Source organism: uncultured Salinicola sp. (genome assembly GCF_937921195.1).
Taxonomy (GTDB): Bacteria; Pseudomonadota; Gammaproteobacteria; order Pseudomonadales; family Halomonadaceae; genus Salinicola.
This window is the reverse complement of sequence record NZ_CALFQK010000166.1, coordinates 85,914-98,143: the sequence shown is the minus strand read 5'-3', so window position 1 is coordinate 98,143 and position 12,230 is coordinate 85,914. Positions and strand designations below refer to the sequence as shown.

At 63.7% G+C, this 12,230-nt stretch carries 9 protein-coding genes; 2 read left to right on the top strand and 7 right to left on the bottom strand.

Annotated elements, in window-relative coordinates; translation table 11 throughout:
* Nucleotides 1–3,370: retention module-containing protein (locus Q0602_RS18980; RefSeq protein WP_298846712.1), on the bottom strand; the 3,370-nt coding region annotated here is incomplete at its 3' end.
* 265 nt (nt 3,371–3,635) lie between these two features.
* On the opposite strand from Q0602_RS18980, the gene Q0602_RS18975 reads away from it, so the two are divergent.
* Nucleotides 3,636–4,868 carry a pyridoxal phosphate-dependent aminotransferase gene (locus Q0602_RS18975; protein WP_298846710.1) on the top strand — a complete coding sequence of 411 codons (1,233 nt, stop codon included), beginning with the start codon at nt 3,636–3,638 and terminating at the stop codon, nt 4,866–4,868.
* A 75-nt stretch (nt 4,869–4,943) separates the two neighbouring features.
* Here Q0602_RS18975 and Q0602_RS18970 read toward each other — a convergent pair whose 3' ends face one another.
* Both Q0602_RS18970 and Q0602_RS18965 read right to left on the bottom strand, forming a co-directional pair.
* Nucleotides 4,944–5,936: an adenosine deaminase gene (locus Q0602_RS18970; protein ID WP_298846708.1), complete on the bottom strand. Its 993-nt coding sequence runs from the start codon at nt 5,934–5,936 to the stop codon at nt 4,944–4,946.
* Between the two features lie 157 nt (nt 5,937–6,093).
* Nucleotides 6,094–6,726 (bottom strand): LysE family transporter, encoded by a 633-nt coding sequence (locus Q0602_RS18965; protein WP_298846705.1) that lies wholly within the window; start codon nt 6,724–6,726, stop codon nt 6,094–6,096.
* A 44-nt stretch (nt 6,727–6,770) separates the two neighbouring features.
* On the opposite strand from Q0602_RS18965, the gene Q0602_RS18960 reads away from it, so the two are divergent.
* The gene (locus tag Q0602_RS18960) at nt 6,771–7,328 is read left to right on the top strand and encodes a DinB family protein (protein ID WP_298846702.1); all 558 of its coding nucleotides are present in this window, start codon (nt 6,771–6,773) and stop codon (nt 7,326–7,328) included.
* Between the two features lie 6 nt (nt 7,329–7,334).
* Here the strand turns inward: Q0602_RS18960 and Q0602_RS18955 are convergent, their stop codons facing one another.
* From Q0602_RS18955 to Q0602_RS18940, 4 genes are all read right to left on the bottom strand, one after another.
* Nucleotides 7,335–8,051: a haloacid dehalogenase type II gene (locus Q0602_RS18955; RefSeq protein WP_298846699.1), complete on the bottom strand. Its 717-nt coding sequence runs from the start codon at nt 8,049–8,051 to the stop codon at nt 7,335–7,337.
* A 64-nt stretch (nt 8,052–8,115) separates the two neighbouring features.
* Nucleotides 8,116–9,675, bottom strand: a complete 1,560-nt coding sequence (locus Q0602_RS18950) for a PucR family transcriptional regulator (protein ID WP_298846696.1) — start codon at nt 9,673–9,675, stop codon at nt 8,116–8,118.
* A 26-nt stretch (nt 9,676–9,701) separates the two neighbouring features.
* Nucleotides 9,702–11,186 carry an NAD-dependent succinate-semialdehyde dehydrogenase gene (locus Q0602_RS18945; protein ID WP_298846693.1) on the bottom strand — a complete coding sequence of 495 codons (1,485 nt, stop codon included), beginning with the start codon at nt 11,184–11,186 and terminating at the stop codon, nt 9,702–9,704.
* A gap of 120 nt (nt 11,187–11,306) precedes the next feature.
* Nucleotides 11,307–12,083 (bottom strand): DeoR/GlpR family DNA-binding transcription regulator, encoded by a 777-nt coding sequence (locus tag Q0602_RS18940; RefSeq protein ID WP_298846691.1) that lies wholly within the window; start codon nt 12,081–12,083, stop codon nt 11,307–11,309.
* Between the last annotated feature and the right edge of the window lie 147 nt (nt 12,084–12,230).

The window sequence follows — 12,230 nt, the reverse complement described above, 5'->3', positions numbered from 1 at the left end:
AGCTGTAGGAACCGTCCGCGTTCAGCGTGAAGGTGCCGCCGTTGGAGCCGGTGATAGACTGCCCCACGCTACCTGCCACGCCATTGACCGCACTCACCGTTAGCGTCCCGCCATCGACATCGCTATCGTTGGCCAGTACGCCTTGGGCGGCGGAGACGTTGAGGGTGGCGTTCTCACCGGTGCTGCCGGTATCGGCGCGAGCTACCGGCGCGTCGTTGGTGCCGGTCACCGTCACGGTCAGTGTCGAGGTAGAAGTGCCACCCTGACCGTCGCTGACGGTGTAGCTGATCTGCGTCTTGTCAGTTTGGCCTGCAGCAAGGCGATCGAACGCCGTGCCCGGATTGAAGCTGTAGGAACCGTCCGCGTTCAGTGTAAAGGTGCCACCGTTGGAGCCGGTGATCGCCTGACCGACGTTGGCATCGGTGCCGTTCACTGCCCTGACACTCAGGGTGCCGCCGTCGACATCGCTGTCGTTGGCCAGCACGCCCCGAGCGGCGGAGACGTTGAGGATGGCATTTTCACCGGTGCTGCCGGTATCGGCGCGAGCTACCGGCGCATCATTGGTGCCGGTTACCGTCACGGTCAGCGTCGAAGTAGCGGTGCCACCCTGGCCGTCGCTGACGGTGTAGCTAACTTGGGTGGTGTCCTGCTGCCCCGCAGCCAGACGATCGAACGCCGAGCCTGGGTTGAAGCTATAGGAACCATCCGCGTTCAGCGTGAAGATGCCACCGTTGGAGCCGGCGATAGACTGCCCCACGCTGCCTGCCACGCCATTGACCGCGCTGACGCTCAGCGTGCCGCCATCGACATCGCTGTCATTGGTCAGTACGCCCTGAGCGGCGCCGACGGTGAGGGTGGCGTTCTCACCCGTACTGCCGGTATCGGCGCGGGCAACAGGGGCATCGTTGGTGCCGATGATATCGATCGTGATGGTCTGACTCGCGGAACCGTCAGCCGATTTCACTGCAAAGGTCTCGGTTCGAACCTGACCTTCACCAAGGTATTGAACCTTGCTGTCATCGACATTGAAGGTCCACCGACCATCGGTCGTGATGGAAAGCGAGCCCAGCGAGGAGGTCACGCCATCAGTCGTTCCACTGGCACCCATGAAGGTCGCGCTACCCGGGTTGAAACTCGACTGTCCGGTATCGATGTCGGTCACCGAGAGCGTGCCCGTCGTGGCGAGTTTCCCGCCGCTAACGCCACTATCTTCAACGACGCTGCCAACAGCAGGGCCGCTGATGATAGCCGCGTCGTTGGTGCCGACAATCGTCGCAGTCAAGGTTGTCACTGCGAAATTGCCGTGGCCATCGCTGACGGTGTAACTGATCTGGGAGGTGGTTTTTTCGCCCGCACCGAGTGAGTTGTAGGTATCTCCCGGCAAGAATCGATAACTGCCGTCGGATTGAACGATGAACGTTCCGCCGTTGGAACCGGCGATGGACTTTCCAACGCCCTCCGAGCTGCCATTGATGGCAACGACATGCAGCGTCGACCCGTCGCTTCCCAAGTCAGAATCGTTGGCCAGAACACCGTGTGCCGCATCGATGCTCAGCCCCTGCTCCTGCTGGGTCGAGCCAGTATCGGCAATCGCCGTTGGCGGCGTGGTGTCGACACCATAAGTGTGCGTGGTCGTGGCGGTGCCGGTGTTGCCGGCCGCGTCGGTGTGGCTGACCGTGGCATTGATCCGGTCGGCGCCGGCGTTGGCCAGCACCGCACCCGGGACAGAGACACTGAAGTTGCCGTTGGCACCCACCGTCGTGGTGTAGGTCTGGCCGCCTATCTCGATCGTCACCGTGTCGCCGCTGACCGCATCGCCGCCGGCCTTGCCGCTCAAGGTGACATTCTGCCGCGATTCGGCGGCGTTGATCACGTCGTCGCCGGCGATGGTATTCAGGCTGATCGTGACGACCGGCGCGATGGTATCGACGGTATAGCTGCCGGCGGTATTGGCGCTGCCGGTGTTGCCAACCGCATCGGTGTGGCTGACAACGGCCTGTATCGAGCCATTCTGGGCCAGCTGGTTTCCGGGCACGGTGATGCTGAACGAGCCGTCGGCTTTGACGCTGCCGGTATAGGTCTGGTTGCCCACGGTCAGTGTCACGCGGTCGCCGGCGGCGTATTCACCGCTGACCTTGCCGGTCACCGGGATCGATTGGTTGGCTTCGGCGGCGTTGACGACGTCATCGCCGGCAATGGTGTCCAGGGTGATACCGAGCGTCGGTGACGTCGTGTCGACGCCATAGGCGTGCGTCGTCGTGGCGGTACCGGTGTTGCCGGCCGCATCGGTGTGGCTGACTACGGCCGTCACCGTCGAGCCTGGCGCCGTTGCCAGGAGGCTGCCCGGCACGACGACGCTAAAGGTCAAATCGTCGGCGACCGGAACCTGATACTGCTGGCCGCCGATAGCGATGGTGACGGTATCGCCCGCCACGGCATCGCCGCCAACACGCCCCGTCAGGGTAATGGATTGACCGGACTCGGCGGCGTTGATCACGTCGTCGTCAGCGAGGGTATCCAACTGCACGGTTGGCGCCGGCGCATCGAGATCGACACTGTAGGGCCGGGTCGAGGTCGCGGTGACCACGCTGCCCTCGCTGGCATGCGTCAACGTTGCCGTGGCCGAGGGAAATTGAGCCAGCAGGCTGCCCGGGACGACAACCGAAAAGCCGAGATCCTCGTCCAGCACCGCAGAATAGGCGACACCACCGATGGTGACCGTGACCTGGTCTCCCGCGACAGCGTCTCCGCCGCCCTTGCCGCTGACGGTGATGCTCTGGCCCGATTCCGCGAGATTGACGATGTCATCGATAGCGATGGCATCGAGGCTGACACTGACGGCCGGGGTCGGCGTAGCCCCGCCGTCTGCCGTGCCGTCGCCCGGCGTCGCGTTCGGCTCCGGATTGAAGCTCGCGGGCGTCACCGTCACCCGATCGGGATCGGACAGTGTCGCTGCATAGCGATAGGTGCTGGACTCTTCGCGTGCGGTCCGGGCGATGTCGAAAGGCGCGGAGAAACCGCCGCCCTCCGACATCGTCCCGCCGCCCTCTCCGGCACCGGCCGCCGGGGCTTCCTGAATGGCCGTGGGATCCTGTCCGGAAGCGATGGCCGCCTGCAGTGCCGCCACCTCCGGATCCGCCGCAGCAGGTTCCGCCATGGTCAACGTGGCGACGCCTTCGATGATCTGCAATGTCAACGGCTGCCCTGCACTCAACGGCAGCACGGTACCGTCGGCGAGAATCAGTCGGCCGCCGTCCGGGGAGAAGAGAGTGGCGCCTTCCGGAACCGCCATCCCCTGAACCAGGGGCTTTTGCGGGTCCATCAAAAAGACATTGCCATCAACCCGAACGACAGTGACGAGAGCAGCCATCGACTTTCACCTCAGCAGACCGAAGAAGCGGAGACCAGTGCCCCGTCATTCGCGAAAAGTAACGTTTTTGTATCCGCATGCAACAGAAATTTATCAATTATTCTGTAATGCTTTTGCTAATCGTAGTGCAGGTTTTACAAACCTTAGCAAATCCAGCGCGTTATAAAATGTTAGCGCGTCGGGGCTCGACCAAAGAGACGATTAGCACGTCAAATCGATGGCGTTATAAGATTGGGCAGGCCCACTCCCCACGTGCGAGACATCCATGTTCGACGTAATCCCCGCCAGCCTGCGTCAATCCTGCTCTTCCCGCGTTCAGGAGATGCCCGACAACCAGATCGTCGCGGTCGCGGACCTCGCCCGGCACGATGCCTCGGTCGTGCGGCTCTGGATCGGTGAAGGGGATCTGCCCACGCCTGTCTACATCAAGCAGGCGGCGATGGATGCACTGGCGGATGACGATACCCGTTACAGCTACTCTCAAGGCTTGCCCGAACTGCGCCAGGCGCTCTCCGACTACCATCGTCGGCACTGGCAGGCGGACATCTCCAGCGATCGCTTCTGCGTCACCATTGGCGGCATGAACGCCGTCACCATGGCCATGCAGGCGATTCTCGATGAAGGCGACGAGGTCCTCATGCCGACGCCGGCATGGCCCAACGCCAGGCAGATGATCGAGATCGTAGGTGGGGTCAACGTCTCGGTGCCCTTCGATTTCTTCCCGGATGGCGACATCTCGCTCGACCTGGACAAGCTTTTCGCCAAAGTGACAGACCGCACTCGCGCCATCTTCATCAACTCGCCATCCAACCCGACGGGCTGGCGCATGCCGCTCGAGGACATGCAGCGATTGAAGGAGTTCTGTCGCGACAAGGGGCTATGGATCGTGGCCGACGAGGTCTACAACCATTTCGTTTATGACGACGAAGGCCCAGCGGCATCCTTCCTGCAGATCTGCGGGCCGAATGACAAGCTTCTGGTGACCAACACGTTTTCCAAGAACTGGTGCATGACGGGGTGGCGCGCGGGATGGGTCGTGTTCCCTAAAGGCATGGATCAGCTGTTCGCCCGCCTCTGCCAGTACAACACCACTGGCGTGGCATCGTTCATCCAGCGGGCTTGCATCGTCGCGTTGGAAGATGGCGACGAATTCATCCGCCAGCAGGTCGAACGTTGTCGAGCCTCGCGAGACATCCTGGTCGAGGGCCTGAGCGCGCTGGACAACGTGACCGTATTCTCGCCTCAGGGCACCTTCTACCTGTTCTTCAAGGTTCACGGGCTCGATGAATCCAGCCTGGAGACGGCCAAGCGAATTCTGCGGGAAGCCAAAGTCGGCGTAGCGCCGGGCAGTGCCTTCGGCCCGGAAGGTGAAGACTATCTGCGGATCTGCTTCGCTATCGCTCCCGAGCTTGCCAAGGAAGCGCTCGACCGGCTGACCCCGTTTCTTGCCAGGCTGGCCGCCGCACCGCAGGACACTGCCGCCAATCTAGAGGGCTAAAACCGCCTATCTAGAGGGCTAAACGAGACTGCCCGCCGATGACAGCGGGCAGTGTCGCGCGACATTCGAAACCGTTCAGCAGGTCGATAGCCTTTCCAGAAGCTCGCTGCGGCGGGTTTCCGGCATGAACGCGGCCTCGATGGCGTTACCCGCCAGCTGCTTGAAGCGATCACGATCCCACTCGAAGGCCTCGTAACACGCCAAATAATTGTTCAGCACGCCGCCACCGAAATAGGCCGGATCGTCCGAGTTGAGCGTCACGTTCACACCCTGCTCGATCATCGCGGGCAACGGATGATCTTCCATCGTCGGAACGACCTTCAATCGCACGTTGGAAAGCGGACAGACCGTCAGCGGAATCTGCGACTCCCGCAGGCGAACCATCAGTTCGGCATCCTGCAGGCAAGCCACGCCATGATCGATTCGACAGATGTCGAGTACGTCCAGCGCCTCGCTGATATAGGCCGCCGGCCCCTCTTCCCCCGCGTGGGCGACGCGTGGAATACCCAGCGCCTTGGCCCGCTCGAACACCGCCGCGAACTTGGCCGGCGGATTGCCCACCTCGGCACTATCGAGTCCGACGGCGTCGATCGACTCGTAGAAGGGCGCCGCTCTCTCGAGCACGTCCATCGCTTCGCTCGCGTCACGATCCCGCAGGAAGCTCATGATCAGCGCCGTGGTCATGCCCCAGCGGCGCTCTGCGTCTCGCATGGCGCGACGCAATCCCTCGAACGGGACCGCCAGCTCGACCCCGCGGTTCAGATGCGCCTGGGGATCGAACGACAGCTCGACATGCACCACGCCCTCTTCATTGGCGCGCTCGAAGTACGCCATCGCCAGGTCATGGAAATCCTGCTCGGTGTGCAGCACCCGCATGCCCTGGTAGTAAAGATTCAGAAAAGACTGCAGATCGCTGAAATCGTAGGCCGCGCGCACCTCATCCACCGTGTCGTAAGGCAGCGCCACGTTATTGCGCGCCGCCAGCGAGAACATCAGCTCCGGCTCCAGCGAACCCTCGATATGTAAATGCAGTTCGACCTTGGGTAGTTCACGCAGCCAAGTCTTCACGAGCGCTCCTCGCCAATTGAGTGGATGCGTTTCAGGATGCCGAAAATGGTCCATGGAAGAAAGCGTCGGCGAGGATGCCGACGGACCCCAGGAGCGATGACCAGCTCGATTTTAACGCAGTATCCAAGAGCGCGGTGATCCGTCGGCATTCTCGGGCTCACACCCGCGTCGTCAGCACCTTGATGCCCAACGCCACCATCGCCAGGCCCAGCACCCGGTCGATCCAGTGGCTGAAGCGCTTGAAAGCGCGATGGATTGGCGGCGTGGAGAGCAGCAATGCCACCGCTGAGAACCAACCCAACTGGATGAGCATGATCCAGGCGCCGTAGATGGCGATCTGATAGAGCGGCATGTCAGGCGACAGCACGATGGTGAACAGCGAGACGAAGTAGATGGGTGCCTTGGGATTGAGCGCGTTGCAGAGAAAGCCCGTGCCGACGGTACGCAGCGCCGAACGCGGCGGCAGGGTTTCAGCGTTGTCAGTGCCTGGCTCGAGGGAGGCGGGTCGGGATCGCAACCCCTTGATGCCGAGATAAAGAAGATAAGCCCCGCCCAGCAGTTTGATCGCCCACAACGCTTCGGCGGAATTGGCAATCACCGCCGCCAGCCCGAAAGCGGAATAGACGATATGAATCGACAGCCCCAGCGCAATGCCCAGGCTGCACAGTAGGCCGATACGCTTGCCGTGGTTGAGCGTCTGCTGGGTGACCAGCACGAAGTCCGGCCCCGGCGAGGCGGCCGCCAGCAGATGCACGAAGGTGATGACGATCAGACCGTGTAGGATTTCCATGACGATTCCTGCGATGCTGAAGAGAAGCGTGAGGGACTCCTGCCATGATCGAACACTTTCGCCATCAAGCCTACTGCAATCTGTGGTCCAACCATCGTCTGCTGAAGGCCTGCGCCCCATTGCCGGTGGCCGAACTCCAGGCCAGGCGCAGCAGCTTCTTCCCCTCGATCCGTGCCACGCTCAACCATATCCTGGTCGTCGACGCCTACTATATCGACGCGCTCGAGGAGGGCACGCTCGGTCAGCGGGCATTCGAGGACGAGACCCCGCACGCGAGCATCGATGCGCTGTGGCCGGCCCAGGAAGCGCTGGACCGGCGCCTGGTCGCTGTCTGCGAAGCGCTGACCCCCTCGACGCTGGCCGAAAACGTCACGCTCCAACGGGCCGAGCGCCGGCAGCTGGAACCGGCACATCGCGTGCTGGCGCACCTCTTCGTCCACCAGACGCATCACCGTGGTCAGGTTCACGCCATGCTCTCGGAGAGCGATGTCGCACCGCCACAGCTCGACGAATTCTTCCTGCTCGACGAAGCGCCTCTAAGGCAGGCGGAGTTCGAGGCGCTGGGAATCAGCGAAGCGCAGGTGTGGTCGACGCTTCGCTAGCGTCGGTCAAACCAACTCGCGATGCGCCTCGGCGAGCGCCGCCATGCTGTTGAAGCGGAAGTCGACCCTCGGCATGTCGCCTGGATTCATGGTCGCGCCGAAGCCTTCCTTGTCGTGGCGACGATAGATCCAGCAGTTGGCCAATCCATACCGGTTGGCCGGCTGGTGGTCGTGGAACATGCTCTCGGCGGTATGCAGGATTTCCGACTTGTCGATCCCGCGCTCACCGAGTTTTTCCAGCATATAGTCGAAGTTGCGCGCCGCCGGCTTGTAGGAGCCGATGTCCTCGGCCGTGTAGACCGCATCGAACTCGACACCAAGCTTGCGCTGGCTGTAGGCGAAGCTCTCGTTGTCGACGTTGGATAGCACCACCAGCTTGTAGTGCTGCTTGAGATAGCCGAGCGCCTCTGCCGTGTCGGCGAAAGCCGGCCACTGCTTGACGAAGTCGCCATAGGCAAGGCACTCGTCGTGGCTGACCGCCACGCCCCACTCTTCCGCCAGGCGCTTGTAGACGACCGCCAACAGCAGCCGGTACTGCAGATGCGGCGTGTAACGCTGCTGGGCCGATTCATGCCGGGCGTGCGCCTCGAGCACCTGGTCGCGACTCAGGCTCTGCCCGGTGCGCTGCAGCAGTGGCTGCAGCCCGGCGACCATGCCGCTCTCCCAGTCGATCAGGGTGCCGTAGACGTCGAAGGTCAGGGTGGTGAAATCCGTCAATTGCATGGGGATCCCTCTGGTAGTGTCGAGATGCGTTTCCAACGTCGTATGTCGATGATTCGGCCGGCGTTCAGCCGGAATCCGTATTGAGCAGGCGCATGGCGACCTGGAGCTGCAGTCTGGCGTCGGCGTCGTTCAGGGGCATGCCCAGCGCTGTCTCCAATCGCTCGATCCGGTAACGCAGCGTGCTGATATGGATATCGAGCGCACGGGCGGCCCGCGCCAACTGAAAGCCACTGTCCGCCAGTGCCGAGAGCGTCTCGATGGCGCTCTGCCGTCGCGCGCCTTGCCCCAGGGCACGGGAAATACGCTCGAGGAACAGTCGTCGAGCCTCGGTATCGCCCTCCAGCACCCGGTCGAACAGCAAGGCTTCGAAATCCCGGCGCTCTCCCGGCCTGAGGGAGGGCAGCAGGCGCGCCACGTCTCCGGCACCCTCGGCAATGGCCGTCGCCCCCCGCACTTCGCGACTGATCGCCATGGCCGCCGCGCCATCGTTGAGTTCGCGCCAGAGCATTGCCGTCGAGATATCGGTGCGAACCAGGAACAGCAGTTGGTTGAGCGAGACGGAGATCAGCGGCGGCAGGCCCTGTGCCTCGAGCTGCTCCCTCAGGCGACGCTCCCATCGCTCCCGACGCAGCAGCCCGTCCCGGCTCAGCGGCACCGGCTCGTTGAGCAGGATGGCACAGACATGGTAGCCGGTATGAGGATCCCACCCCTGCAGCGACGCGCGCTCCAGCGCGGCCGGGGTGGGCTCGAATCGTCCCTCCAGCAGCGAGTCGACGAAGGCGTAGCCGAGCCGGGTTTCCTGTGCCTGCAGCGCCCGTTGGTGGGACAGGTGCAGCGCCGAGATCAGGGCGGCCTGCTCGGCGGCGCGCCGTTCCATCTCGCCCACGGGAGAAGCCGTCTCGTCGATCCACAGCGTGGCGGCCGGCACCTCCAGAATTCGCACCGGGCAGGCCAGCATTCGGCCGCCGCCCTCCTCGCCCAGGGAGCGCGCCGAGACCGCGGTCAGAAACTGGGCATCAGCCAGCATGGCCGAGGTCGGCAGGCGCATCGCCTCGATCCCGGCGCTTCCCCCCAGCCATTCGCCCTCCAGACCGGTGAAGAGCACGTCCCGCTCGAGCAGCAGGCTCAATGCCGTGGCGATATCGCCCAGGCTGCGCGCCGTCAGCGCCGACCGGGTGAGGTCGCGATGAATCCGCTCCGCCTGGGCGATCAACTGTCCCTGGCGGGCGATCAGCCAGGCGTGCACCTCCTCGGTGATCTGGCTGAACGGAACGTCCCAGGGGATCTCCAAGAGCGGAAAATCCAGCGCTTCGGCCACGCGCCGGCTGGTCTCGGGAAAGGCGGTGAGGAACCTCGGCACCGCTAGCGCCACGCCGGCCAGCTCCTTCTTCACCAGCGCCTCGATCAGTGCCCGCTCGGCGGACGGCTCGTCAGGCCAGTGATAACCGGTGGTCAGCAGCAGTTGGCCCGCGCGAACCCAGGCGACGATATCGGGATGATCGACCATGTGCACCCAGCGCAACGGTCGATCCAGCGAACGCTCGCCAGCCACCACGCGAGCGTGGCGCAGATTGGTCTCACGCAGCGCCGTGGCCAGGTCGAGTTCGACCGGCGGTCGCGCCATGCCGGCCTCGTCAACCGACACGGCGGTCAGCCATCCAGCCGCGTCGAGACGAACTTGGTATCGAGATATTCATCGATGCCGTAGCGGCCACCCTCGCGACCCAGGCCGCTGTCCTTGACGCCGCCGAACGGCGCCTGGGGCACGGAAGGCGCGCCATCGTTGACGCCGACGATACCGTAGTCCAGCACTTCGGAAACCCGTGCCGCCCGACCCAGATTGCGGGTCCAAAGGTAGGCGGCGAGGCCGAACGGCGTGGCGTTGGCGGCGGCGATCGCCTCTTCCTCGCTGTCGAATACGATCAGCGGCGCGACGGGTCCGAAGGTCTCCTCCTGCATGATCTGCATGTCGTTGGAAACGTCCGCGAGCACCGTCGGCGCGACGAAGAACCCGTCGACATCCCGCGCCGCGGTCAAACGCTTCGCGCCCTTGGCCAGCGCATCGTCGATGTGAGACTGCGCCTTGTCGCGCCCGGCCTGACTGACCAGCGGACCGATCTGGGTCGTCTCGTCCTCCGGCTGCCCCATGCGCAGTTCGTCGACCGCCGCGGTCAGACGCGCGGAGAAGGCGTCGAGAATGCCACGCTGAACGTAGATGCGATTGGCACAGACGCAGGTCTGGCCGCCATTGCGGAACTTGCTCGCCATCACCTCGGCCACCGCGGCCTCGATGTCGGCGTCGTCGAAGACCAGGAACGGCGCGTGCCCGCCCAGCTCCAGCGACATGCGCTTCATGGTGGCGGCGGACTTGGCGTAGAGATGCTTGCCGACCGGGGTGCTGCCGGTGAAGGTCACCTTGCGGATGCGTCGATCTTCCATCAGAGCGTCGCTGACCGCCGCGGGTCGCTCGGCGGTGATCACCTGGAACACCTCCGCCGGACCGCCGGCCTGCTGCCAGAGCTGGGCCAGCAGCAGCGCCGTGACCGGCGTCTGCTCCGCCGGCTTGACGATCACCGAGCAGCCTGCCGCCAGCCCCGGTGCCACCTTGCGGGTAATCATGGCGGCCGGGAAGTTCCATGGCGTGATCGCGAGCACCGGGCCGACCGGCTGACGCAGCACGGCGAGCCGCTTGTCCGGATGCTGGCTGGGCAGGATGTCGCCATCGATACGCTTGGCCTGCTCCGCGTACCACTCCAGGAAGCTGGCGGCATAGTCGACTTCCCCCCGCGCCTCGCGGATCGGCTTGCCCATCTCCCGGGACATGGTGACGGCGAGGATTTCCTTGGCCTCCATCATCGCCCGGTGCCACGCCTTGAGCAGAGCCGCCCGTTCGAAGGCGGTGGTCTTGCGCCACGCCTCGAAGCCGCGCTGGGCGTTGTCGGCGGCCAGCTTCGCCTGCGCCACGCCGCAGTCGGCGACCTCTGCGATCACCTCCCCGGTGGCGGGGGAACGCAAGGCGTAGCGGCCCGCATCGGCGGCATCGAAGCCGACGATCGAAGCGGGATAGTAATGGGCATCAGCGGGCGTACGAAGCGGTACGGTTGGACTCTGAAGAGAGGATGAGGAGGAAGACATCGATCCGGTCACCTGTGCGAAAAGAAGGAAGTCTAGCCATCCTACCTTCAGGTCGAAGCGAAATCCTCCTGCAAAAAGTCGGATAAATCGGTCAAAAAACCCTGCTTGTCGTAGGGCGCATCAAACCACCTGGATCTTCGAGGCGGCCTCTTCGGTCATCCGGCCGCGCCAGGTCCGCCCGGGATCGCCGCTGGTCAACAGGGTGTCGAAGTCCGGCAGTTCGGCGAAGAACGCCGCTCGCATCACATCGAGCTTGCTCTCGTCGGCGACCAGGATCCTGCGTTCCGCATGTTCGATGGCGGCCTGCTTGGGTGCCACTTCATGGAAGTGGAAACAGCTTGCTCCCTTTTCGGCATGGACCCCGGCAGCGGAGATCAGCGCCTTGTTGATACCCAGGCGGCGAATCGCCGTGGTGACGTCCTGCCCGCCGAAGGAGTCGGAAGCGGCGTAGTAGAGCCCGCCCAGCACCACCAGGCGCATGTTGGGCATGTCGCGCTGGCTGAACGCGTTGGCGACGTTGAGGGCATAGGTCACGATGGTCACGTTCATCTCGCGCGGCAGCAACGCGCAGAACGGCATCAACGTCGTGCCACAATCGACGAAGACGGTATCACCCTCCTCGATCATCGACACGACCGCCTCGCAGAGACGTTGCTTGGCCTTCGCATAGCGATCTCTCTGTGCATCGAGATTATAGGCGGCGGCAAACTGAGGGTTGTCGGCCATGACCAGGTGGCCACCAAAGGAGATGATGGCACCGTTACTGGCGGCGATGTCCCGCCTCACCGTCATCTCGGAGACGTCGCACAGCGTCGCCGCATCGGCCAGCGGAAGCGCGCCGTTGCGCCGGATCGCTTCACGGAGTCTCTCGAGCCTCACGGCGCTGCGGCCATTCATGACATTCTCCCGACATTATCTTCCCGATCAGGGTGTTGCGACATCGTTTCACGCGCCATGTCTCTTCCTTGGACACTCACCAGCTGGCACGGTATCACCGCCGGTCATCGATGTTACCCCGTAACGCAGCGAGGAGCCCGCGGGCTC